We start from the raw sequence: 24401 nt of genomic DNA on the forward strand, positions 1-24401 counted from the left end.
TATCAAAAATAGGGATAAATTTCATAAAAACACATTTAAAAACAAAACAACCCTTAAATTTTAACGAATAATAATTTAAAATCTATTCCACAGGAAATATTTCATTTAAAATTTTAGATACTTCTTTTGATTTAGTAGCGGGAAACAGATGGGTTCCACCCCGTATAATATAGTTCGGTTTTGAATTTTTCACAGGAAATACAATATCCCTGTCACCTAATATCTGGATCACTTCAGGATTTTCATCAAACCTCCAATCTGAAATCTTTTCTATGGACCATTTCAGATAATAAGGATCTTTCACCCTGAAATACTGTAAAACCTTAGGATTTTTTGGATCAAAGAACTTCCTGAGCACAGAATATGCCGCTGTATTTTTTTCATTAAAAAAACGGGTAGGTAATATTTTAGGGATCCTGGTAATCTGTCCGGCTCTTATTAACCTCGATTTTTCTTTATCAGATTTAATACTTCCTAAAATCACTACTTTTTCAGCCGGTTTTATTTTATTGATCTCCTGCACCATAATTCCTCCAAAAGAATACCCCAACAGATAAAATGGTTCCGAATCATCAATCTTTGACGCCATTCTCTCAACGTATTGAGGAAAACTTTCGTTCAGCCCCGGAATGAGCCAGTCTATAAACACCACTTCCAGATGTGCAGGAAACTGCAATTTTTCCAGCACTTTAAAATCTGCACCAAGTCCGCTTATTACATAGATTTTCATACTGCTAAAATAAAAAATATGGGTAACTATTGAAAGCTATCCATATTTAATTTATTGTTAAAGTAAAACCTTTTATTTTTTCTTTACAGGAACCCTGTTATCATTATCCAGCTTTTCTGTAGAAACTTTGAATTGGATATCCATTTCATCCTTAATGAAATAATCTTTTAAAGAAGACTGATAGAATACTTTGAAATCCCTTCTGTTCAATGAGAATTTAGCAGACTCAATCACTACCGTAAATTGTGTAACATATACGTTAGCAGGGAAAGTAATGGTCTTTCTCACTCCCTTTATCGTAACATCCCCATATACCGTTGAATTGTACTCACTGTTTGCCAGAGGAATAATTTTAGTTAAGTGGAATTTCGCAATCGGAAACTTTTTAACTTCAAAGAAATTGGTACTTTTAAGGTCGTTGGTCAGCTTGATCTGATCTTCATCAGAAACGTCCCCCGCCATCAGACTTCTCATATCAATTATAAATTCACCGTCTACCAAAACCGTTTTATCAAAATTGAATTTTCCGCTTTTCAGTTTTACTGTTCCGGAATGCGATGTAGGCACGGTTTTTACAACCTTATATCCCCACCATCTGATCTCAGAAGAGGTCACCTTCGAAACCTTATCAAATTTTCTCTGAGCAGAAACAAATGATATACCTACGCACATCATAGCAAACAATAGTAGTCTTTTCATTCTTTTTTATTTACAATTCAACAAAAATAAAAAAAAGTGTAGAACTTCTACACTTTTAACAATCTTTTTTTGATTAAATTATTTAGCAGTTACTTTTACAAGCATATCGATATCATCTTTCACAAAAACATCCTGCATTGTTGATTTGTAAGCAACATCGAATTTTTGTCTGTCGAAAGAAAATTTATCAGATACTAGACTTGCTACTCCTTTGCTGTATGCAATCTTTGCAGGGAAAGAAATACTGTTAGTTTTTCCTTTTACTGTAAGATCTCCTGTTACTAGAGAGTTGTATATTTTATCATTGTTTTTCTTTACGGAAGTAATCTTAAAAGCAGCTGTAGGATATTTTTCAACTTCAAAGAAATCTCCGTTCTTTAAATGTCCGTTCAGCTTAGTCTGGTATTCTCCGGAAAGGTCTGTAGACGTAATAGAAGTCATATCTAAAACGAAAGATCCACCTACAACATCATTTCCTTTCATAACAAGGTTTCCTGACTTCACTTTTACTGTACCGTCATGAGAACTTGCCTCAGATTTTGCTACTTTATACCCCCACCAGTGAACATCAGATGCTACCACTTTTTTTGATTGCCCGAAAACCAATCCACTAGCTAAAACCGCTAATAATAATATTTTTTTCATTGAATAAATTTATTTAATTGTTATTTAACGATACAAATGTAGCTATCTTATTTGATAGATTTTATTGATGTACATCAATAAAACTAATTATTTTCATGAATAATATCAGGCATAAAAAAACTCCGGAGTTTCCGGAGTTTTTATTTTCTTATTTTCTTATTTGTTATTCGTAATAGGCTGTATACAGTGCGACACCATGCAAGCCCGTGAGATTATTCCTGATCAGGTAGATCGGAATATTCCTCAACATGTCTTCCATTTTATCGCTTATTTTAAATTTCTCATAGAATTTTGCCTTATCCATATACTCATTCAGCATCTGCGGAATATCGCCGGAAATCAGCAATCCTCCGGTAGCCTTAAGCTTTAAGGTAAGGTTATTAGCCTCTCTCGCAAGAAATTCCAGGAAGGTATCTAATGCAATTTTACAAATCAACACATCATCTTCAACGGCTGCCTTGTATATCTCCTGTGAAAAATTACCGTTGGCAAGTCGATCTGCCAGCCATTCAGGCTCAGGATGTCTTTTCACGTCTCTTAAAAACCGGTAGATATTAAAAAGCCCTGTTTTGGAAAGAACATTCTCCCAGCTAACAATCCCATAGATGTTGTTCAGAAACTGATAAAATTCCACTTCAACATTGGTTCTTGGTGAAAACTCGGAATGTCCGCCTTCCGTAGCAAAAGGTCTTAAGTATTTTCCATCAAAGAAATACCCCGCTTCCCCAAGACCATTCCCAGGTGCCAGGATCGCAACATTTCCTTTTTCAAGGTGTCCGCTTGTGTAGATAGCTTCCAGGTCGCTGTCCTCAAGAAGTCCCATTCCATAAGCAGATGCCTCAAGATCATTAAGCATATCCACTTTTTCGAATCCGAATTCATTTTTAAATTCGTCTACGTCAAAACTCCAGCCTAATCTGGCAGGGTTACTCTTCCCGTTAAGAACCGGTCCCGGAACCGCTATTCCTAAACGCTTCACATTGCTCAGCTGATTTTCCTGAATAAATTTTTTCAGGATTTCCGAAAAAGAAGCATGTTCTTTTGTCGGGTAGCTTGTCTGTAATTTTATATCAAGCCCTCCATCACCAGACACATAGTATCCTAAAGTGGTAACATCCTCACGTAAGTTGGCTCCAATGATGGAAACATCATTATTATTGCTGTCTTTTACACCCGGTAAATAAAGGGGAAATTTTGGATTTAAGTTCATAATCACAAATTTTATCAAATATAATAATAGTTTTCGGAAATCGTGTACGGTAATAAAAAACCTTTTCAAAAAGATGAAAAGGTTTTGGCTAATAATTGTTTATATATAAATCTAACTACTTTCCTAATGGAATATTGTAAGAAAATCCGACACCAATGTTACCCACATTGTAGTCCTGATTTACTAAATCACCTTTACTTCCTGTAAATACCTTCTGATATTGTACGAAGAAATTCCAGTCCTGATTATGGTACCCGATTTCAGGTTTGATATAAAAACCTCCGCTTGGTCTGTCAACCGAAGTATTGGAAGCTACTTTATCATCCCCTACAAGGAATCCATAACCCAAGTCAGTCCCAAAATAGAAACCTGTTTGCTTTGGATAAATTCTCAATAATGCTGCTACAGGAATTACCCCTACATCATTATTTTTATATCCGTTGTTTTCTTTTCCGAAATAATGGGAATAACCAGTTGCGATACCTAATCCAACTCCTGGAGTAATCAGATTCTGGTAAGCCACATCTACACCCACAGCAGCAGAAAGATTATCAGAAGGAACAGCTAATCCTACATTCGCTCCTACTTTAAGCATATTGTTCATCTGTACGCTCTGTGCACTTGCTACACCTGCTGTTAAAATTCCAGCTAGTAAAACTGCTTGTTTAAACATTTTCATAATTTCTGATCTTTAAATTTTACTATTCAGAATGCTGTAAAAATCATGCCAAGCAGGTCGTTTTTCACTTCTTTAACATCCACACGCGACTCAAATCAATGAAAATCAAATAGTTAATTTTTGTTAAAATTTAAATAAATGTTTAATTAAGTCTTGAAAAAACAATAGCCAAAAAGTGAAAAATGTTTAAAATATTAAGTTCAGTGCTTTCAGGAGCGACTTTCAATGGATTTTATCCAACCGCTATTACCTAAAAAAAAAGACTGCCTTTTCAGGGCAGTCTTTTTTATCATTCCAGATTATGTTGTACTTATGCTGGAATCTGCTTTTTTCCTTCTTCCTTTTTATCTAATTTTTCACTCACTTTTTTTACGATATATTCTATAACAAGTGGTGCAACTATGGCAATAACCGCCTTAAGAATTCTTGATTTCATATGTAGTAATTTTGGTTTATCATTACAATTTTTAAGCCATTTATTAATCCGCTTTATTCATTGGTATTCAAAAGCTGGTAATTCCGGCATGCTTCTTCCAAACTGGCCTGAATTCTTTTTTTGAGCCTCTCAGGCCTTAAAACCGTTATAAATTCGCCGAGACCCAATATCATTCTCTCCAATTCAAAGTTCAGCTGAACACATATTTTAAATGTGGTTCCGGTTTTATCTTCTTTTACAATCTCCTGGGAATGGTGAAAAGGTTTGGTTCTGACATAAGGGGCATGTTTTGGGTTAATTTTAAAGATAACATTCTGCGGACGTTGCCCATCCGAAACCGTAACCCCGATCACTTCCCCGAAGTAACGGTCCGAATCAAATTCTTTATCAATATAGCTTACCTTTTCATCAACAGAAATCTCCTCCATACGGTCCAAGGCCAGATTATACATTTTATTCTTAAACCAGCATATAAGGAACCACCGGTTATTGTATTCCTTCAGGAGCTGCGGATGTACGGTGTAATAATCCGATTCTCTTGCTTTAAAGCTTTTATAAAGAATCTTCAGTACTTTCCTGTTTAAAATGCTTTCATATAGTATATCGATGTGCTCTAGCCCTTTCAGCCGTTCATTCTTATCGAGGTGGATAATCGACTTCTGGTTTGTAGAATGGATGGAGTCTTCCAGCTTCTGGATCACTCCGTTCATATCCTTAAACATGGAAAAGTCCTTGAACTGCTTCAGGATCTGAACGGCATTATTCATTGCCTTCAGGTCACTTTCATTTACTGAAATATTATGAATACTGTAATCCGGATCACTATATCGGTAGTATTTTCTGTCATAGACTTCAATGGGTGCCTCATAGCCAAACTTTTCACTCCGCATATTCTGCAGGTCAAGCTGGACCGTACGTTTGCTGACAAATGATTCTTTGCCTTCAAACTCAAACAGGGCTTCCGAACACTCATCGATCAGATCCTCCAGCGTATATTTTCTATACTTGTTTTTCAGGCATTTATCCAATGTTTTATATCGGATCAGGGCATTTTTGTTCGATGACATAATAGTATTTTATTGAAATGTCTTTTATTCCGCAACATGATTTTTCAGCCGGAATTTTTTCTTTTCCTTATTTCCTTTCTAATTGAATGTAAATAAATCAAAAACCACAGATAGTCTTTCCGTTCAGCTCTAATCAACGACTTAATAGTTTATTTGAAAAATTAATACATTAATACATTAATACATTAATACATTAATACATCATAATCAAAATCATTTCTTCGCCAAAGCCTCTCCATCAAAAGAAACCCCATCCCATCCGAACTCCATAAAGCTTCTGATATTCTGATGATCTGTTCCATCCGGGTTTTTCAGTACATCTTCTCTGTAAAAATCTCCGAAAAGACTTAACACCTCATCCTTTGACAAATTATTCTGTATTCCAAAACTGAATACCTTACATGATCCGTTATTCTGATCCGCTTCGTTCACTGTATTTCCATTCGCGAATCTGGTAGGTGTAAAATGATAATTTTCATCAATGTAGGCAATGACATCTTTAAACTGAATGGTTTCCGGAGAATTTTTTACTTGTTCTAATAGCATATTTATTTTTTTTAGGCGAAAGAGCGAATTGGCAAAATGGTTAAATCATTAAAATATAACTTCACTTGACTTTGTGGCAATTCCATTATTTTGCTTTTCAGCTTTTTCGCTTTTGTAAAAATAATCAAAAAAAATTCATCTACGCAAAAAGATTGCATACTTGTGTATTTACTTTGCATCATCAAATTGAAAGAACACATGGAATTTAATGGAAATCACCTAATTGAATTAGGGTTCAGACCCGCAAAATGGTTTAAAGAAGCGATAGAATATATCAACGAAAATAATCTGGATGAAACTCAGATCAAAACGTATCTGGAGCAATATAAACAACCGGACCAGATTCCTTTGCATGAAACCCCAAAAGATTTCATCATCAACATCAGAGCTGAGCACGAAAGTGAAAATGATAACGTGGAAAAGGTAATCAAAACCATGCAGGTTTTAATGAAAACCCCAACATTGGTTGGAGGAGCTTTAATGCCTGATGCCTGTCCGACAGGACCAGAAGGTCATATACCGGTGGGTGGTGTGGTTATTGCTAAAAATGCAATCCATCCTGGGTTTCATAGCGCAGATATCTGCTGTTCCGTGATGTTGACTGATTTTGGAAAAGCTGATCCTAAAACTGTTTTGGATACTGCTCATTCGGTAACTCATTTCGGATATGGAGGAAGAGCACGAGGAGAACAAATGCCGATGTCGCAGGAACTGATGGATGCGTTCAGGGAAAATTATTTCCTTAATGATGAAAAGCTGATCAGCATTGCCCGCTCTCATATGGGAACACAGGGCGATGGAAATCATTTCTTATTCGTTGGTATTTCTAAAAATACAGGAAATACCATGTTGGTTACTCATCATGGTTCAAGAGCTCCTGGAGCTGCTCTTTACGATAAAGGGATGAAAGTTGCCAATCGTTTCAGACAGGATATTTCACCGGAAACGCTGAAAGAGAATGCCTGGATCCCATACGATACAGAAGAGGGAAAATCTTACTGGGAAGCCCTGCAGCTGATCAGAACATGGACGAAAGAAAACCATACTTCCATCCATGATGCCGTTTTACACAAAATGGAAATTGAAAAAGAGAACAGGTACTGGAATGAGCACAACTTTGTCTTCAAAGACGGAGATCTGTTTTACCATGCGAAAGGAGCAACCCCACTGGATGATAAATTCATGCCTGATATTACAGGACCAAGACTGATTCCATTAAATATGGCAGAACCGGTTTTAATAGTTCAGGGAAACACCAATGAAAGAAACCTGGGTTTTGCGCCACACGGAGCAGGAAGGAATTTCAGCAGAAGTCAGCATAAGAGATCATTGGCCCATAAAACCATTGAAGAAGTTTTTGCTGAAGAAACCGAAGGATTGGATATCCGTTTCTTTTCCAATGAAATTGATATTTCCGAACTACCGACCGCATATAAAAGTGCTAAAAACGTAAGAGCACAGATTGAAGAATACGGATTGTGTGAAGTATTGGATGAAGTGATGCCTTACGGGTGTATCATGGCTGGTGATGTCGGGAAAAATGCACCGTGGAAAAAGAAAAGAAAATTCAGGAAGGCATAAGGCTTTTCCTGGTTGAATATTGATCCTTCAATTGATTACACAATAATATCTGTATAATCAGGGAGCAGTAGCTCAGTAGGTAGAGCAACAGTAACTTTCCGCTATTGGCACAAAAAGTTCCTATACCGTGTGTCGCAGGTTCGATTCCTGTCTGCTCCACAAATGATGAAATAAATTATTACATTTGAGAAATAATGTATTTACATCAGTTAAAAATTTAAGGCAAAGGGAGTTCCTATATCTAGGAAAAAATACTCCCCGCCTTTTTTAAAAACTATTGGTAAAAGGAGTTTCTACATTTCAATTTCAAATGATACTCCTCACTTATTTTTATTTTATTAACGATGAAAACACTTAAATTATTCAATGCTGTTTTAGCAAAAGAATCTAACGAAAAACCCCTGGTCTTCAATGAAGGTTTCATCATAGAACCTAATGCACTTTGGGCTAAAAAGCAAATTATCTCTTATTACTCAAAAGAGAAATTAAATGGAAAAGCACTGAACAAAACTTTTCACAAATCCTGGTCAACAATTAAAAACAGTACAAGACAAGAATTGTTTCTTGAGCAAATCAGACATTACCTTTCTACCTATGGAAGTAAGTTTCAGAATGAAATCTATATTCCCAATGAAATACTTGATATTCCTGACCTGAAACTGACGTTCAAAGTGATCAAAGCTTATACAAAAGAAGAAATGCAGGAAAAATGCCTTTCTTTATTGAAATCAGGAATCTCGTTAAAAGAAGAAACTATCGATGACCTGATCTATGTATTGAATGATGAGCTTGGATATACTTTTACTGGAAAAGAAAATATAAAGAATAAAGAAGCCATAGTCAAAATTGCAGATTTATTTGATATTTATCCTGAAAATCCAGTTGAATTTTTCCGGTATGCCATCTATAAAGCTACGGGTACTACCCTTTTGATTAAGAGTGATGACCTCATTGATGCCGTTAAGAAAAGCTCTTACGACCCTGTTGAAATATTTAAAGATTTCGGGCTAGAGCAATTAGCTGAAATTTTTAATAGATTCAAACCTTTATTTCTGGCTTTTAAAAACCAGTCTCCAAAAGTCATCAATAAAATATCCAAGCTATCAAAATACTATCACAGACCTTTAATCTCGAACCCACTAAATAAAGTAACTAACAACTTATTGGAAAATGAGGATTTACCATGGTTGGATAATGCGACTCCTTTTGCCTTATTTAAGGCTTTATCAGCCTGTTATTCAAGAATGAGAGGCCAAAATACCTTCGTATACAGAATAAGAAACGGAAAATCATGGATACAAAAAGATAAGACAACTAATGTTAATGATCGTAATTATGATTTTATATTAAGGTACTTAAAATCCAGAATAGACCTTTCAGGAAAAAAAATCTATTTTCCAGAGAATGTTGAATATGGCTTGCCTACTTCTGAAAAAATGTTTGTCGGAAATATTCCTACAGGAACAAGATTTTATGGAGATAGGTTAGCGGTAGGAGTTTATTGGGAAGATGCCTGGGGAGCTTTCGATCTGGATCTTTCCGGATTGAATATAGCAGGAAAAATCGGATGGAATTCATCTTATAATCTTGATGATGGACAACTTATGTACTCCGGAGATATGACCTCTGCTCCAAAAGGTGCTGTAGAATATCTTTATGCCAATAACAAATTTAAGACCCCCACCCTTGTTATGAATAATGTTTACAACGGAGATAGTAATTGTGGCTATAAGATCGTTATCGGACAAGGAGATAAGATTTCCCGTGATTATATGATGAATCCTAACAATTTATTTGCTGAAATTAAATGTACTTCTGTACAAAAGCAAACCATATTGGGAATGTTTTTAATGCAAGAAGGAAAACAATGCTTTGTATTACTGAATTTCGGAGCTGGACATTCACATATTTCAGGAAATTCGGAAATCTCGATGATGGCAACCGATGCGCTCTATCAGCAGTGGAATGAGCCTTTATCCTTTAATCACGTAGTTGAAGAATTAGGTGCAATTGTTACATTAGAAAAAAAAGAAGCTGATTTCGATTTCTCTTTAGAAACTTTAGAAAAAGACAATTTTATTAAAGTTTTTTATGTCTTCAAATAAAGCTTAGTATTTAATATGTTTTAAATTCGACTCATTTCTTTCTCGCGGATTATGCAGTTTTTTTTAAATAATATTAATCTGCCAGATATTGAATCACTTCATTATAAGCAACTTACTATATTTTTGCTATTACAGAAGCAAAATTCATTTTTTAATAATTCAAAAAATAAAACTACGCATAAACATTGCGCAATTAGCCTGTTATTTTGTATCATCAAAAAATAACAGCAATGGAAAACAGGATATTAGAAAAATTAAAAGAGGTAGAAGAAAAACACGGTATAGAAATACTTCTTGCAGTTGAATCCGGCAGCAGAGCCTGGGGATTTGCATCGCCGGACAGCGATTATGATATACGGTTTATATACCGTCATGAAAAGGAATGGTATCTTTCTCCATGGGACAAGGATGAAACAATAGAATTCATGACAGAGGATGACCTGGATGGTAGTGGTTGGGATCTTCGAAAGACTTTTCACCTTTTGCTAAAGTCCAATGCTGCATTGCTAAGCTGGTTCTACTCTCCTGTCGTTTATAAGAAAAATGAAGAATTTACAGACTTGTTCAAGCCTTTGGCTGATACTTGCTTCTCTCCGATAGCGGTGTCTTATCATTATTTAAGTATGAGTAAAAAGTACCTGGAAGCCTGCAGACATGATGAAGTGAAATTAAAAAGTTATTTCTACTGTTTAAGAACAGCACTTACAGGAAAGTGGATATTAGACAAAGGAACCGTTCCTCCTGTTCTGTTCAGTGATCTTCTGGTATTGGTTGATGATTTTACAAAAACTAAAATAGAGAGTCTGGTTGCTTTAAAGGCTACTAAAGGAGAATCCTATAATCACTCCAATGACTGGGAGCTTTTCGGATTTCTGGAAAGTGTAGTTGCTGAGACTGAAGAAAAAACGAAAACATTGGCAGGAGGAAAAGGAAATAAAAAAGAAATGGAATTGGTGTTTAGAAAAATACTAGCTTAACGGATCGAAAGCACTTAATATTACACCATTTTTTCAATGTTAAAAAAATCGGACAATTATAATACACCATCATGACGATTCAGGATCTTAAAAATAAAAACCTTCTTCTTTTTGAAGCTATTTCCGGAAGCCGGGCTTTCGGGCTGGCAACGGAGAGTTCCGACACGGATATAAAGGGAGTTTATTACCTTCCCAAGGAGGATTTCTTTGGATTGAACTACATCCCCCAGATTTCCAATGAGACCAATGATATTACCTATTATGAAATCGGGAGATTTGTAGAATTGCTGCAAAAGAACAATCCCAATATCCTGGAAATTCTGGCAAGTCCGGAAGACTGCATCCTGTACAAACATCCGTTGATGGATCTGCTGAAAACGGAGGATTTCCTGTCAAAACTCTGTAAAGATACCTTTGCAGGTTATGCGGTTTCACAGATTAAAAAGGCAAAAGGTCTTAATAAAAAGATTGTAAACCCGGTTGATAAAGAAAGAAAATCCATCCTGGATTTCTGTTTTATCCTTGCAGGACAGGGTTCCGTTTCATTGAAAAAATGGTTGCATGAATTTTCTATATCGGAAGGACAGAATAGTCTCTCACAGGAACAATGCGGATTGGTAAGCATTGATCATACTAAGGGTATGTTTGCTTTATTTTACGATGAATCGGGAACATTGGGATATAAGGGGATTATTCAGAATGAAGAGGCAAATCAGGTTTCTGTATCATCTGTTCCTAAGGATGAAAAACCAACTGCTTATCTGTTCTGCAATCTGGATGCCTACTCTGTTTACTGTAAAGACTATAGGGAATATTGGAAATGGGTAGCTGAGCGCAATGAGGACCGTTACAATGTCAACCAGATTCATGGGCAGAACTATGACAGCAAAAACATGATGCATACCATCCGATTACTGCAATCCTGCGAGCATATTCTAAAAACAGGTTCGATGCAGATCCGCGTAGAGAACCGTGATGAGTTACTTGATATAAAAGCAGGAAAAAGATCTTATGATCATGTAATGGAAAAAGCTAAAAACCTGGTCCTTTCTATAGAGCATTATTATTCCAGTTCTAACCTACCAGACTCACCGGATCTGGAAAGGACAACTCAGAACCTCATCGAAATCAGGAAAAAACTATATCATTCAAAATAAATAAAATCCGGGAGTTGTATAGACTCATAAACCACCCAAAAAGAAAATAAGGTTGCCTTTTTCTAAGGCAACTTTATTTAAAGAGATTATCTATTCATTTCGGGTCCTTTACATTTTTACAATTTTTGAGTAAAACAGAAATTTAAATTTGTGAAAAAAATAATGAAAGTAATCTATTTTTTAACGGTTTTCTTGTTAGGCTGTACCATTCAGGCTCAAGATTCATTAGTTACTAAAATTGCTTCACAACATTATCAAATCATAAATTTCGAGAATAATCATTTTTCCGGTGAAGGAATTCGTAACCTGACTGAAACGATTGCTAAACACAAATATGTTCTGATCGGTGAAGACCATCTTAATAATGAGGTCCTGGATTTTACTTCTTATCTTACTCACAATATCAACTTCGACAACTATATTACGGAAGCAGATCAGCTTACCATTGATATCCTTAAAAAAGACTTCGAGAAAAATAAAGAATACCAATCAATTGTTTCCAGCTCTAACGGTAGATTTTCGTTTTTCTCATTTAACAAAGACCATGACCTTCTGGATTATTTTTTCCAAAATAAGAAAAACGTCATAGGCCTTGATCAGATTTATTACAATTCTGATGCAGTGATCTTCAGAGAGCTTATTGCAAGGACATCCAATAAAATAGCAAAAGCAAAATATCAATCTTTACTGAAAGAATCGAATGAGAGATGGAACACGTTCAAATCCGGACAGGGTTATCGGACTATTGATGACAGCAAAAACCAGCCCTATTTGTTCTGCAACGATTTCAGGACCCGTATTGCAGATATTCAAAAATTAGATTTGTCCGAATATGAGCATAAGGCTTTAAACAAGCTGCTACAAAGCAATACAATATATGCTCTGGAAAATAATCAAAAGGGAGACGAATCTCAGTTCCTGAAAATAGCTTCGATGAAGGAAAATCTTCTTGAAAACCAGAACAAAATAATAGGAAAAAGAAATCTTTTCAAGTTTGGAGCCAGTCATGCCGGTAAAGATCAGAGCCTACTGCAAAATAGCCCTGATATAGGAAATGTTGCATTTAATCTTGCCGAAAAAGACCACGAAAAGTCCTTACATATTGCCATTATTCAAAAAAATGGAAAAACAGGATCTTTCTTTGCTGAAAATAATGATGCTGAATACATTCTTTTTCTGAGACCCTTCTACCGCCTGGTTCATAAGGAAAATGAATGGCTCCTCTTTGACCTTACCAAGATCAATGCTGAAATAAAAAAACAAAAGACTTCCGTAAAATCCGGCACCCTAAAAAAACTATTGGCGGGCTACGATTATTTAATTATTATACCCAAAGTAACTGCTCAGAAAATAGTTGTTTAGCACATATGCTGTTTTTATTTACTTTGGGTTCAATACATGTTAATCGAGATCATTCGTAAAAATGGCCCATTAACACTACATTACTCCAAGTCCTGATATATCAGGACTTTTTTATTTTTAAATATTTTTTTTAATTAATTATTGTTTTACGATAATTAATTATACATTTGCATTATCAATTAATGATCATGCTATGAATCAAACTAAAATTATTGCAAAAATTTTATATTATATCTGCCTGGTATTATCAGGAGGATATCTTATTACAGCACTTTATTCCTTTTTCTGTATGACTACAGGTTTTGCGGTAACTCCTTATAAAGAGAATCAATATTTACATATCAATTATCCATTTACTGAACAGCCATTTCTCAACATTGAAAACAATTATCCTTACATTATATTCTCTTTCATGGCCGTTTTAGTGACATATGGTATTTTTTTCTGGTTTTCAGCAAAAGTTTTTAAAGTGTTCTTTCAACCTCAATTATTTACCGAGGTAAACATTTTACAATTGAAGAGATTTTACTTATACAATATTTTCCTTCCACTACCGCTTGTGATCATCGCAAGTTTCTTTACAGAGGTCGAAAGTATTATATGGGGATTGGTTTTTATCCATTTCATGCTAGGAATTTTCTGCCTCTTTCTTGCTAATATCTTCAGGCAAGGGCTACATTTGCAAAACGAACAAGATCTATTTATATAAAATGCCAATTATAGTCAACTTAGATGTCATGCTTGCCAAGCGAAAAATGCAGAGTAAGGAATTGGCAGAAAAATTAGGAATCACGCCTGTCAATTTATCCATTCTGAAAACGGGAAAAGCAAAAGGGGTTCGTTTTGATACCCTCGAAGCTATCTGCAAAATTCTGGAATGCCAGCCGGGAGATATTTTAGAGTATAGAGAATAGTGGTGGAAACGAGATAAAAGATGCATGATATCGGTAAGAAAGCGAAAGTGCCCATGACCTTAGCCTTTAGTTTTCATCTATCAACTCACACCCTTTAACTGTCAGCTCATTTTCATTAGCAAGTAGATACAACAACTTATTTTTCAACATCATAAAAAAAGCAACGGAAACGTTGCCTGCTATTGTATTATCCAAATTCAAAATCATGAATACATTATCCATTAACCACCTGAGCCTTACCTATAAAAATGGCTTCCAGGCAATTAAAGACATTTCATTGGAAATAGGAAATGGCATGTTCGGTTTACTGGGTCCGAACGGAGCCGGAAAATCCTCTTTAATGAAAACGATCGTTGGCCTCCAGAAACCCAGTTCGGGAAATATTATTTTCAATGGTATTGATATTTCCAGGGAGCCTGATTTTATAAGACAAAACCTCGGGTTCTTACCACAGGATTTTGGAGTTTATCCTAAAGTTTCAGCTTACGACTTATTGCATCACATTGCTATCTTAAAGGGAATAAAAGACAATACCTTTCGAAAAAGACAGATTTCCGGATTGCTGGAAAAAGTAAACCTGTCAGATTTCCGGAACAAAGAAGTCCATACTTTTTCAGGCGGAATGAAACAGCGTTTTGGAGTTGCCCAGGCTTTATTAGGAAACCCTAAAATCATTATTGTGGACGAACCTACGGCAGGACTGGATCCCGAAGAACGCAACCGTTTTAATTCTTTACTCAATGATATCAGCAAGGATGTTATTGTGATCCTTTCTACTCATCTTGTAGAAGATGTCCGGAATTTATGTTCTGAGATGGCTATTATCAATAAAGGAAAGCTTATCCGAAAAGGGAAACCCGGTGACCTGATTTCAGAATTAGAACATAAAATCTGGTCAAAACGGATCAACAGAAATGAATGGGAGGATTATCAGGCAACTCATGAGATCATCAGCCAACAGCTGATCGAAAGGGAACTGTATATCACGACTTTCGCAGCCCATCAACCAAAAGATTTCAATGCTGTTCCTCCTCTTTTGGAACATGTATACTTTCATAGCCTCACTCAAAAACCATAATCATGAACTCATTACTTTTATTTGAAGCCAGACGCAACATAAAGCACTGGCTCAGTTATCTTATTGCCTTCACTTTAGTCGTTCTGGGTATATTTTGCGGAAGCCAGTTCAACCTGACTGTCGGAGAAGGTATTTATCTGAACTCACCTTATTCCATCGGGTTTATGGTGGGTATGTTGAGCCTTTCTATTATATTTTTTGCGATTATCTACGCAAGTCAGCAGCTGTTTAAGGATTGGGATTCGAAATTTGATATGATCCTGTTTTCTTTACCTCTTTCAAAAAGAACATATCTGCAAGGAAAGTTTCTGAACTATTTCCTGCAAACCTTCCTGAGCTTCCTGTTTTTGATTATTGGCTTTATTCTCGGGCAAAATACAAGGACAGGAAGTGAGATGCAGCCCTATTTCAATCTCTGGTATTATCTATATCCGGTAGTGATTTTAGGATTCATCAACTGTCTCTTAGTCTGTAGTTTTTTATTTTTCATTGCGTACAGTACCAAAAGAAAGCTCCTGGTAGTAACCGGCGGCCTGCTGTTATATGTTCTGTATATGGTTGTATTATTATTTTCCAATTCACCTTTCATGGCGGGAAGCTTACCTCAATCAATAGAGACTCAGCAGCTCTCTGCACTATCTGATCCTTTTGGATTATCTGCCTATTTCCTGGAGGCAAAGGTATTTTCGGTGGCCCAAAAGAACCATTCTATCACTCCTCTTTCAGGATATCTATTGACGAACAGGCTGATTTTTATTGTATTTTCAGGACTGTTCTTATTTTTATCTTATCGTTTATTTTCTTTTACGACCTCTTCAGATAAAGGATCAGGAAAGAAAAATGATCTTTTTTCCGCTCCTCATATTGTGTTGTCGGATTATATTACTGCCGAATCAGATTTTGGATTCAGGGCCTCCTTCAGATCTGTTCTTTCCTTTGCCAAAATCGATCTGATTTACCTTTTTAAAAGTGTTAGCATTATTGCAGTTTCTATATTGCTATTGTTTGCAGTCGGTATGGAAATGTATGCTGAAATTGAAAAAGGAATCCGTTTACCACAAAAGTATGCAAGCTCAGGTCTCATGGCAACAACCATTTCAGAAAATTTCCATCTACTCGGATTGTTGATCATGACGTATTTCATTAACGACCTGTATTGGAGAAGTCAGTCATCAGGATTTATCCTGATTGAAAAAAGCACCCACTTTTCAAAAAATAAATTATCCGGACATCTTCTCTCCGCTGGTATTCTCATTTTCTTTTTTACAGGTATCCTTATCATAGAAGGCCTGACCTTCCAGCTTGGCTACCATTATTTCCATATTGACTGGATTGCCTATTCAGGCACAATCCTTTTCAATACGTTACCATTGCTGTTATTTTCCGGTTTTATATTGCTGATTAATGACTTTAGTAAAAACAGGTTTATAGCATTAGGAATTTCCGTTCTTGTCGTTTTTATTTTTGCAGGCCCGGCTTCGAAAAAGATTATTCCATACCCTTTGCTGAGGATATTTTCAGATTTTAAAGGGGTTTACAGTGACTTTAACGGTTATGGAATCTATACAACAGCATTTGCTGAAAGACTCTTCTTTGGAATAGGTCTGGTTGCGTTTCTATGGATCCTTAACAGATCTGTTGCTACAAAAAAATGGAATAAAAATCGATGGTTGGGTATCGCTATTCTTTTAGCAGCCGGTATTTTTAGCGGATATCATTTTATGAAAGGATACATTCCTCAGAATAAAGAAGAATCAATTACTAAGGCTGTTCTGTACGAAAAAAAATTCAAGATCTTTGAACAACTCCCTCAGCCTGTAATAACAGATGTCAGCACAGAAATCAAGCTTTTCCCGTCCGAATCTTCTTATATAATTGAAGGGAAATATACTATTACCAACACCACAACCAAAGCTATTGATAAAATTTTATTTAACTTCCATCCGAATCTAAAAATCCAATCTGCTGTTCTTACTACTTCTTCCGAGTCTGTAAAGATCCGTACAGGAACTGCAGCAATACATTTAAACCGGCCATTACAGCCCAATGAGACTGCAACCTTAAATTTCACACTCTCCTATCAATGGTATGCAGTAAACGGACACGATTCATTCAATGCTGTTATTAAAAACGGTTCGTTTATGCGGATAAGCAGATATTATCCAAGTATTGGCTATCAAAAAAGTTATGAACTTCAGGATGAGAAACAAAGAATGGATTATAAATTGGGCAAAACATCTGGCCTTAAGAAACCGGAAGCTCCAGAAATATTCCTGAATGATTTTATTAATCTTACAATGACCGTCTCAACTGAAAAGGATCAGACAGCAGTCGGAACCGGAGATTTAATTAAAGAATGGACACAGGGTAAAAGAAAATATTTTCAATACGCAGCCAGAGGTATTCCATTTCGTTTTGCCGTTTCCTCTGCTGACTATAATCGTAAAAGTGTCAGGTATAGAGGTATTTTGATCAATGTCTTTTATCATGCAAATCATAGTGAAAATGTCTTTCATTTAATTAATAATGCGAAACTGACTTTAGATTATTGTATGCGCAATTTTGGAAAATATCCGTTCCAATCAGTCAACTTCGCTGAAATTTCTTCTTATACAAAAGGTTTTGCAGCCACAGCCTATCCGTCAGCGATCTTTATGCCTGAAGACATGATCTTTCATGCGAATATTCATTCAGATAAAAAACAGGATGTGATTAATGAACTGGCAGGACATGAACTTTCCCATTTATGGTGGGGCAACAACCAGATTGATCCCGATGACAGGGAAGGTTCTGTAATGCTTACGGAAACCTTAGCCATGTATACTGAAATGATGCTGTATAAGAAGATGCATGGAAAACAAAAAATGCTCGACAGAATAGAAATGCATCAGCAGATCTATGATAACGAAAAAGGATTATCAGAAAACAAGCCCATTTACAAAGCAACCGGAGAGGAACCTCATATCGCCTATTCCAAAGGTGCAGTAGCGATGGTGAAACTAAGTGAGCTGCTTGGTGAAGAAAGGGTAAATCAGGCACTCAAGAATTTTCTTTTACATAATCAATACCCTAAAAAGCCTGCAAGTACGGATCTTCTTAAAGAGTTTTACAAAGTATGCCCCGATGCATTTTCTCAAAAAGAAGTTGACCGGTTATTTAAAACTATATAATGAATCAGGATTATCCCAAAAGAAAAATCCCTCTTGTGGAGGGATTTTTTATGCTACTAAAAGCTATATCTTATGCTTCAGTTGAAGGCTTTTCATTTTCCTTTGGCGCTTGCGCTGCAGGTTTACCACCTTCAGGTCTTTCCTGTCTCGGTTTTTGCTCCGGCTTTGGTGGTCTTGGTAATAAAACTTTACGGGATAATTTCATTTTCTTACGGTCATCGTAACCCATAAACTTCACTTCTACTTCATCTCCTTCAGCGTAAGGAACTTTATCAAGACGTGACCATTCGATCTCAGAAATGTGAAGAAGACCTTCCGTACCTTTTGCAATCGCTACAAAAGCTCCGAAATCCATTACTTTCACTACTTTCCCTTTGTATACTTCCCCAACTACCGGTACGAAAGTAATTTCATTGATCTTCGCAACAGCTGCATTGATTTTCTCTCTGTCTGTTCCTGCAATTTCAATACGTCCGATCTCGCCTATTTCTTCAATAGCAATAACAGTATCCGTATCTTTTTGTAATTGTTGAATGATTTTTCCACCAGGTCCGATCACTGCACCAATAAAGTCTTTTGCAATCTCCATAACCACCATTTTCGGTGCATGAGGCTTAACATCAGCTCTAGGCTCAGCAATTGTTTCCGTAATTTTATTAAGGATATGTAATCTTCCGTCTTTAGCCTGCATTAAAGCCTGCTCCATGATATCCATAGAAAGCCCCTGGATTTTAATGTCCATCTGACAAGCCGTGATTCCTTCTGCCGTACCCGTTACTTTAAAGTCCATATCTCCCAGGTGATCTTCATCCCCAAGGATATCGGAAAGTACCGTGAATTTCCCGGATTTAGTATCGGTAATAAGTCCCATCGCAATTCCGGAAACCGGTTTTGTAATCTGTACTCCGGCATCCATTAATGCTAATGTTCCTGCACAAACAGTTGCCATAGAAGAAGAACCGTTAGATTCCAGGATATCAGAAACAATTCTGATCGTGTATGGATTTTCTTCAGGAATTACAGCCTGTAAAGCTCTCTGAGCAAGATTTCCGTGTCCTACTTCTCTTCTTGAAGTTCCTCTTAAAGGTCTGGCTTCACCTGTTGAGAACGGAGGGAAGTTATAATGAAGGAAGAATTTCTCGTCATAATTCGCCATAACGCTGTCTACCATATTCGCATCTTTTACAGATCCTAAAGTTACAGCTGTTAATGATTGTGTTTCTCCTCTTGTGAAAATTGCGGAACCGTGCGCTCCAGGAAGATAATCAATTTCCGACCAGATCGGACGGATCGTTTTAGGATCACGACCGTCAAGACGGATGTTGTCTTCAAGGATCATCTGACGCATAGCCTCTTTTTCTACATCATGATAATATACTTTTGCGAAAGGTGATACTCTTTCCAGTTCTTCAGGATTATCAACATATTGTGCTAAAAACTCCTCAAGAACAGCTTTGAATTTCTCTCCTCTTTCTTCTTTACCTGAAGGTTGCTTGGCAACTTCGTATACTTTATCATATGTTTCTTTCCACACTTTCTCACGAATATCTTCGTCATGAATTTCGTGGTTGTATTCTCTTTTCGGGAAAGCTTTACCTACTTTTTCAGCAAGTCTTTCCTGAGCTTCAATTTGTTTTTTAATTTCAGCATGTGCAAAGATGATCGCTTCCAGCATTTCCTGCTCAGAAATTTCTTTCATCTCTCCTTCTACCATTACGATCGAGTCTTTGGTAGCTCCAACCATAATATCCAGCTCAGAATCTTTAAGATCTTCATATCTTGGATTGATCGCTAATTTTCCGTCAAATCTTACCACTCTCACTTCAGACATCGGTCCGTTGAAAGGGATATCGGTAATAGCAATCGCAGCAGAAGCCGCCAAACCTGCCAAATCATCAGGAATAGATTGTCCGTCGTAAGAAATCAGGGAAATCATTACCTGAACTTCCGCATGGAAATCTTCAGGGAAAAGCGGACGAAGAACTCTGTCCACCAAACGCATGGTTAAAATTTCCTGATCTGAAGGTCTTGCTTCTCTACGGAAAAAATTTCCAGGAATTTTTCCTCCTGCATAGAATTTTTCTCTGTAATCTACTGTTAATGGTAAGAAATCTACACCAGGATTAGCTTCTTTATTGGCTACAACAGTTGCTAAAAGCATTGTTCCACCCATTTTTACTACTACAGAACCATCAGCCTGTTTTGCTAATTTACCTGTTTCAATAGTGATTTCTCTGCCGTCTGCAAGAGTAATCGTTTCTGTAAACGCTTGAGGTATACTCATAAATAATTTTGTTTAAACACTCCGTATTGAGTGTGATTGATATAAATTCGTCTAAATTTTGTTTGCAAAGATAAACTATTTTCCCGGTAACTGGCACTATAAAAAAGAAAAGAGGCATGGGAAGTAATCAACTATCCTTCAATCACTTATTTGAGCGTCTAAAAAATTGCCTGATCAGAAAAAACGACAAAGAATTTAAGGATGTTCCTCAACGAATCTATTACTCCTAATAACTCTACTTTTCAGCCTTTTATTTTTCAACATCAGTTTATTTCAGCTTTGTTTTGTCTCAATTAGAGATAATAATTGTATTTAAAGATAAAATTAACATAAAAAGCCTCTTAAAAGTTGCAGAAAAAAAAGTTGTTCCCCTATATTTGCCCTGTTTTTTAAATCTATTTTCTTCCGGGATAAGCACATTAAAAAATTCATCTTTTTATAACCCATTGAAGGAGCGTATTATCATCTCTTTCTTTTAAATAAATGATTATGATTAATAAAGAAGTAAAGTCGCAAAACAGGAATTATACGGTTCCTTTGATCACCATTACCTTGTTGTTTTTTATGTGGGGGTTTATTACCTGTATGAATGATATCCTGATTCCTTATCTGAAACAGCTTTTCAGCCTCACTTTCTTTGAATCTATGCTCGTTCAGTTTTGCTTCTTCGGCGCCTATTTCATCGGCTCATTAATCTATTTCTTTATTTCTATCTCCAAAGGAGACCCCATTAATAAGGTAGGCTATAAAAAAGGAATCATCTTCGGTATTTTCCTGGCAGCTTTCGGATGTATTTTATTTTATCCTGCGGCTTCTTTTTCTTATTATCCTTTATTTCTTGGAGCCTTGTTTATTTTAGGATTAGGGTTTACCGTATTACAGATCACAGCCAATGCATATGTTTCTTTATTGGGAAGCGAAGAATCTGCCTCAAGCCGTTTGAACATGACCCAGGCATTTAACGCATTCGGAACCACCATAGCCCCGGTGCTGGGCGGACATCTTATTTTCGAATTCTTCTCGGCTCCGGACGGATCATTCAGTGCCGTAGCCACCAGGATTCCTTATCTTATTTTTGCAGCTATCCTGTTACTGGTTGCCTTACTGATTTCAAGAGTAAAACTACCTTCTTTCCAGACGGCAGAAGAAGAAATCGTAAAAGGTTGGGGAGCATTGGAATTCAGCCATCTTAAATTTGGTGTCTTTGCCATGTTCTGCTATGTCGGAGGAGAAGTTGCTGTGGGCAGCTTTATCATCAGTTTCCTGGAACAGCCCCAGGTAATGGGCTTTAATGAAATCATCAGTAAGAATTACCTTTCCCTGTATTGGGGAGGTGCTATGATCGGCCGTTTTCTTGGTGCTATTTCATTGAACCAGTCTATCAGTCAGGGAAGAAAAGCCATTTATATGGCAGGTGCCGCAAGCTTGGTTTTCCTGGTGATCTTCAGTATCGTTAATCTTACATTTTCGCAGATCAGCTTTTTCCTTGTATTTATCGTACTTAACTTCGTTGCATTCTTTGTAGGTAAAGCTGCTCCTGCAAGGACACTATCTATTTTTGCCGCTGTAAATGTCGCATTGCTCATCTCAGCAATGGTCAATCATGGTGAATTGGCGATGTACAGTATTTTAGGTATAGGAATTTTCAATTCAATCATGTTCTCCAATATTTACACGCTTGCTATTTCCGGGCTGGGAAAATACACAAGCCAGGGATCATCTTTAGTAGTTATGGCAATTCTGGGAGGTGCCATTGTTCCTATTTTCCAGGGATACCTTGCTGATCAGTTCGGAGTACAACATTCCTTTATCATTCCTGTATTCTGTTATCTGGTTATCCTTATTTTCGGAGCTTACTGCACCCGGTATCTGGGACATGTGAAAAGCACAGAAGCAAAGTCAGGGCATTAATTAAAATACAGAATAAAATAATACGGCTTCATTTAAAATGATCCATTTCACAGTAAAGGAATATTTTAAATGAAGCTTTTTTTATGAGTATACATACAAATTCCTATCTTCTTTCCCTTCTGGAAAAAGTATATCCGATCCTCCATTCAAGATAGTCTGCAATGTGCAGGTCATACGCATTGATCCCAAAAGAAGCAAAGAGGCGATCTGTGATCTGGTACTGTAATCCTATTTTTTGAAAAAAAGCAGGGCTGTCGTATTTACGTTCTTTCTTAAACAGATAATAACCCGCTCCTACATTCACATTCAATTTACCGATGATCAACCTGTAAGAAGGAATTACACTAAACAATAACTGATCATGTGAAAAACGTTTTTGCTGGTAAAGTGTACTATCAGCCACATACATGGTGTGGTTGTACTGTTCGTCATGAGTAATGCCCACTCCAAGTCCATACGCCGACTTAGAAGAATATTGACGCATATAAAAAGCTTCTACCCCATAAACGGAATAATTAAAACCTTCATAAAGTTTTTTCAATTCCTCGCGTTGCCCGCCCCTGTAAAAAATATTTTTCCGCCCTCCGAAAGCCGAAACTTCAAGGGTGTTATATTTCTTTGTGTTAAATGAAATTGAATCATTGGTTCGCGGAACTGCTCTTTCGGGATAATAGACAAGGCTGATCTGTGGAGCAAAAGTATTCAATCCTTTGTTCGGAAACTTTAATGACCCGTTCGAAAGATGATTGAATTTCAGATTCAGTCCGATGTCAAAATGACGACCGAGTTCATAATACATTCCCGTACCCAAACTGATGAACATATTTGTTCCGGATCCTAAAGACGTGTTGTAATATCCATGATCCTCATCGAATGGATTTGAATTAAAAGCAATTCCAAAATCTACATGGTGATACCACTTCAGTTTTCCCCATTGTCCGAGTTTCGCGTTGTAGACACCATATATTCCAAATGGTGATCCCATCTCTTTATTATCAAGAAAATCGAAAGCAAAGAATCCAATACCATATTGGGGATAATTATACTGTTTTTCCCAATGTTTATTACCTGCGGTTTGTTTGAGAATTTGAACAGAATAACCGGTATAATTAGTATTCTTGTATCCTTTTAAAGGTTCGTTAGTCCGTAGAATATTACCATATTCAAATCCGCCAGACAGAACGAATGAAGATGGTCTTGGTATTTCATTTTCCTGCGAATAGCAGTAAGCAGAAATAAGGCCGGATACAATCAGATAGAAATGCCTTAAAAACATCAGTTTAGTTTAAGATTGGCAAATCTAAGTATTCATTTGGTATAAATTAATAATATTATTAACTAAATTTAAATTTATTGTTAAAATAAAAAAGCAACCTCGTGAGAAGTTGCTTTTTATTTTTTGAAAATCTTGTAGACTATTTTCTTAAACCTAGTTCAGCAATAATTGCTCTGTATCTTTCGATATCTTTATTTTTAAGGTAATCTAGTAAACTTTTTCTTTTACCTACTAATTTCACCAAAGATCTTTCCGTTGCAAAATCGTGACGGTTCGCCTTTAAGTGTTGAGATAAGTGATTGATTCTGTAAGTGAAAAGAGCTACTTGCCCTTCAGCACTTCCTGTGTCCTGTGCAGATTTCCCGTGTTTTGAGAAAATTTCCTGCTTTTTTTCTGTTGTTAAGTACATTCCAATATTGTTTAATGATTATTATGTAACGGGTGCAAAAGTACGACTAATTTTTAATCCGGCAAAACATTATTGATTTCATATATCAAAATTGATAGAAAAAAATGTTAAAAATTTCTTAATAAAATGTATGCCATCCCATTAAAAGAGAGTAATTTTGCAAAC

General features: G+C 36.3%; 21 protein-coding genes and 1 tRNA gene. 11 read left to right on the plus strand and 11 right to left on the minus strand.

Translation table 11 applies throughout. The features are described from left to right. Nucleotides 1–82: 82 nt before the first annotated feature. From AAEU33_RS19885 to AAEU33_RS19920, 8 genes are all read right to left on the minus strand, one after another. Nucleotides 83–730, minus strand: coding sequence for an alpha/beta hydrolase (locus AAEU33_RS19885; protein ID WP_273647295.1), 648 nt, complete (start codon nt 728–730; stop codon nt 83–85). Nucleotides 731–802: 72 nt separating this feature from the next. Next, the gene (locus AAEU33_RS19890; RefSeq protein ID WP_172276964.1) at nt 803–1429 is read right to left on the minus strand and encodes a YceI family protein; all 627 of its coding nucleotides are present in this window, start codon (nt 1427–1429) and stop codon (nt 803–805) included. A gap of 78 nt (nt 1430–1507) precedes the next feature. Next, nucleotides 1508–2074 carry a YceI family protein gene (locus tag AAEU33_RS19895; RefSeq protein WP_172276961.1) on the minus strand — a complete coding sequence of 189 codons (567 nt, stop codon included), beginning with the start codon at nt 2072–2074 and terminating at the stop codon, nt 1508–1510. A gap of 163 nt (nt 2075–2237) precedes the next feature. After that, a complete protein-coding gene (locus AAEU33_RS19900; RefSeq protein WP_345989874.1) occupies nt 2238–3284 on the minus strand; it encodes a glucokinase in 1047 nt (348 codons plus the stop codon). 115 nt (nt 3285–3399) lie between these two features. Then, nucleotides 3400–3963 (minus strand): hypothetical protein, encoded by a 564-nt coding sequence (locus tag AAEU33_RS19905; RefSeq protein WP_273647291.1) that lies wholly within the window; start codon nt 3961–3963, stop codon nt 3400–3402. Nucleotides 3964–4273: 310 nt separating this feature from the next. Then, on the minus strand, nt 4274–4399 hold the full coding sequence (locus AAEU33_RS19910) for a hypothetical protein (protein WP_262888793.1): 126 nt from the start codon (nt 4397–4399) through the stop codon (nt 4274–4276). 53 nt (nt 4400–4452) lie between these two features. Further along, nucleotides 4453–5466, minus strand: a complete 1014-nt coding sequence (locus tag AAEU33_RS19915; RefSeq protein ID WP_345989876.1) for a WYL domain-containing protein — start codon at nt 5464–5466, stop codon at nt 4453–4455. Between the two features lie 213 nt (nt 5467–5679). Continuing rightward, on the minus strand, nt 5680–6012 hold the full coding sequence (locus AAEU33_RS19920) for a HopJ type III effector protein (protein ID WP_345989878.1): 333 nt from the start codon (nt 6010–6012) through the stop codon (nt 5680–5682). Between the two features lie 198 nt (nt 6013–6210). On the opposite strand from AAEU33_RS19920, the gene AAEU33_RS19925 reads away from it, so the two are divergent. From AAEU33_RS19925 to AAEU33_RS19970, 10 genes are all read left to right on the plus strand, one after another. Further along, the gene (locus AAEU33_RS19925; RefSeq protein WP_345989879.1) at nt 6211–7593 is read left to right on the plus strand and encodes an RtcB family protein; all 1383 of its coding nucleotides are present in this window, start codon (nt 6211–6213) and stop codon (nt 7591–7593) included. A gap of 61 nt (nt 7594–7654) precedes the next feature. Then, nucleotides 7655–7752, plus strand: a tRNA-OTHER gene (locus AAEU33_RS19930). A gap of 185 nt (nt 7753–7937) precedes the next feature. Beyond that, entirely contained in the window at nt 7938–9698 is a 1761-nt protein-coding gene (locus tag AAEU33_RS19935; protein ID WP_345989880.1) for a hypothetical protein, read from the plus strand. 230 nt (nt 9699–9928) lie between these two features. Next, nucleotides 9929–10675 carry a nucleotidyltransferase domain-containing protein gene (locus AAEU33_RS19940; RefSeq protein ID WP_345989882.1) on the plus strand — a complete coding sequence of 249 codons (747 nt, stop codon included), beginning with the start codon at nt 9929–9931 and terminating at the stop codon, nt 10673–10675. 71 nt (nt 10676–10746) lie between these two features. Next, nucleotides 10747–11832, plus strand: a complete 1086-nt coding sequence (locus AAEU33_RS19945; protein ID WP_345989884.1) for a nucleotidyltransferase domain-containing protein — start codon at nt 10747–10749, stop codon at nt 11830–11832. Between the two features lie 162 nt (nt 11833–11994). Next, nucleotides 11995–13194, plus strand: coding sequence for a hypothetical protein (locus tag AAEU33_RS19950; RefSeq protein WP_345989886.1), 1200 nt, complete (start codon nt 11995–11997; stop codon nt 13192–13194). A gap of 193 nt (nt 13195–13387) precedes the next feature. Then, complete coding sequence (locus AAEU33_RS19955) at nt 13388–13903, plus strand: DUF2975 domain-containing protein (protein ID WP_345989887.1); 516 nt, start codon at nt 13388–13390, stop codon at nt 13901–13903. Between the two features lies 1 nt (nt 13904). Beyond that, on the plus strand, nt 13905–14108 hold the full coding sequence (locus tag AAEU33_RS19960) for a helix-turn-helix transcriptional regulator (protein ID WP_040995723.1): 204 nt from the start codon (nt 13905–13907) through the stop codon (nt 14106–14108). 205 nt (nt 14109–14313) lie between these two features. After that, nucleotides 14314–15186 carry an ABC transporter ATP-binding protein gene (locus tag AAEU33_RS19965; RefSeq protein WP_345989889.1) on the plus strand — a complete coding sequence of 291 codons (873 nt, stop codon included), beginning with the start codon at nt 14314–14316 and terminating at the stop codon, nt 15184–15186. 2 nt (nt 15187–15188) lie between these two features. Further along, on the plus strand, nt 15189–18356 hold the full coding sequence (locus AAEU33_RS19970) for a M1 family aminopeptidase (RefSeq protein ID WP_345989891.1): 3168 nt from the start codon (nt 15189–15191) through the stop codon (nt 18354–18356). Nucleotides 18357–18426: 70 nt separating this feature from the next. On the opposite strand, the gene AAEU33_RS19975 is transcribed toward AAEU33_RS19970, so the two are convergent. Continuing rightward, nucleotides 18427–20640, minus strand: coding sequence for a polyribonucleotide nucleotidyltransferase (locus tag AAEU33_RS19975; protein WP_345989892.1), 2214 nt, complete (start codon nt 20638–20640; stop codon nt 18427–18429). 489 nt (nt 20641–21129) lie between these two features. Here AAEU33_RS19975 and AAEU33_RS19980 point away from each other — a divergent pair, with 489 nt between their 5' ends. Next, nucleotides 21130–22551, plus strand: coding sequence for a sugar MFS transporter (locus AAEU33_RS19980; protein ID WP_345989893.1), 1422 nt, complete (start codon nt 21130–21132; stop codon nt 22549–22551). Between the two features lie 103 nt (nt 22552–22654). Here AAEU33_RS19980 and AAEU33_RS19985 read toward each other — a convergent pair whose 3' ends face one another. Beyond that, entirely contained in the window at nt 22655–23827 is a 1173-nt protein-coding gene (locus AAEU33_RS19985) for an acyloxyacyl hydrolase (RefSeq protein ID WP_345989895.1), read from the minus strand. Nucleotides 23828–23966: 139 nt separating this feature from the next. Beyond that, a complete protein-coding gene (rpsO, locus tag AAEU33_RS19990; protein ID WP_172276901.1) occupies nt 23967–24236 on the minus strand; it encodes a 30S ribosomal protein S15 in 270 nt (89 codons plus the stop codon). Nucleotides 24237–24401: the final 165 nt, after the last annotated feature.

This window comes from Chryseobacterium sp. Chry.R1 (assembly GCF_039645525.1).
GTDB classification, from domain to species: domain Bacteria; phylum Bacteroidota; class Bacteroidia; order Flavobacteriales; family Weeksellaceae; genus Chryseobacterium; species Chryseobacterium proteolyticum.

Excerpts from the sequence above, each read along its gene's own strand:
- AAEU33_RS19885 (WP_273647295.1), bottom strand. The coding sequence starts at position 730 with ATGAAAATCTATGTAATAAGCGGACTTGGTGCAGATTTTAAAGTGCTG.
- AAEU33_RS19890 (WP_172276964.1), bottom strand. The coding sequence starts at position 1,429 with ATGAAAAGACTACTATTGTTTGCTATGATGTGCGTAGGTATATCATTT.
- AAEU33_RS19895 (WP_172276961.1), bottom strand. The coding sequence starts at position 2,074 with ATGAAAAAAATATTATTATTAGCGGTTTTAGCTAGTGGATTGGTTTTC.
- AAEU33_RS19900 (WP_345989874.1), bottom strand. The coding sequence starts at position 3,284 with ATGAACTTAAATCCAAAATTTCCCCTTTATTTACCGGGTGTAAAAGAC.
- AAEU33_RS19905 (WP_273647291.1), bottom strand. The coding sequence starts at position 3,963 with ATGAAAATGTTTAAACAAGCAGTTTTACTAGCTGGAATTTTAACAGCA.
- AAEU33_RS19910 (WP_262888793.1), bottom strand. The coding sequence starts at position 4,399 with ATGAAATCAAGAATTCTTAAGGCGGTTATTGCCATAGTTGCACCACTT.
- AAEU33_RS19915 (WP_345989876.1), bottom strand. The coding sequence starts at position 5,466 with ATGTCATCGAACAAAAATGCCCTGATCCGATATAAAACATTGGATAAA.
- AAEU33_RS19920 (WP_345989878.1), bottom strand. The coding sequence starts at position 6,012 with ATGCTATTAGAACAAGTAAAAAATTCTCCGGAAACCATTCAGTTTAAA.
- AAEU33_RS19925 (WP_345989879.1), top strand. The coding sequence starts at position 6,211 with ATGGAATTTAATGGAAATCACCTAATTGAATTAGGGTTCAGACCCGCA.
- AAEU33_RS19935 (WP_345989880.1), top strand. The coding sequence starts at position 7,938 with ATGAAAACACTTAAATTATTCAATGCTGTTTTAGCAAAAGAATCTAAC.
- AAEU33_RS19940 (WP_345989882.1), top strand. The coding sequence starts at position 9,929 with ATGGAAAACAGGATATTAGAAAAATTAAAAGAGGTAGAAGAAAAACAC.
- AAEU33_RS19945 (WP_345989884.1), top strand. The coding sequence starts at position 10,747 with ATGACGATTCAGGATCTTAAAAATAAAAACCTTCTTCTTTTTGAAGCT.
- AAEU33_RS19950 (WP_345989886.1), top strand. The coding sequence starts at position 11,995 with ATGAAAGTAATCTATTTTTTAACGGTTTTCTTGTTAGGCTGTACCATT.
- AAEU33_RS19955 (WP_345989887.1), top strand. The coding sequence starts at position 13,388 with ATGAATCAAACTAAAATTATTGCAAAAATTTTATATTATATCTGCCTG.
- AAEU33_RS19960 (WP_040995723.1), top strand. The coding sequence starts at position 13,905 with ATGCCAATTATAGTCAACTTAGATGTCATGCTTGCCAAGCGAAAAATG.
- AAEU33_RS19965 (WP_345989889.1), top strand. The coding sequence starts at position 14,314 with ATGAATACATTATCCATTAACCACCTGAGCCTTACCTATAAAAATGGC.
- AAEU33_RS19970 (WP_345989891.1), top strand. The coding sequence starts at position 15,189 with ATGAACTCATTACTTTTATTTGAAGCCAGACGCAACATAAAGCACTGG.
- AAEU33_RS19975 (WP_345989892.1), bottom strand. The coding sequence starts at position 20,640 with ATGAGTATACCTCAAGCGTTTACAGAAACGATTACTCTTGCAGACGGC.
- AAEU33_RS19980 (WP_345989893.1), top strand. The coding sequence starts at position 21,130 with ATGATTAATAAAGAAGTAAAGTCGCAAAACAGGAATTATACGGTTCCT.
- AAEU33_RS19985 (WP_345989895.1), bottom strand. The coding sequence starts at position 23,827 with ATGTTTTTAAGGCATTTCTATCTGATTGTATCCGGCCTTATTTCTGCT.
- rpsO (WP_172276901.1), bottom strand. The coding sequence starts at position 24,236 with ATGTACTTAACAACAGAAAAAAAGCAGGAAATTTTCTCAAAACACGGG.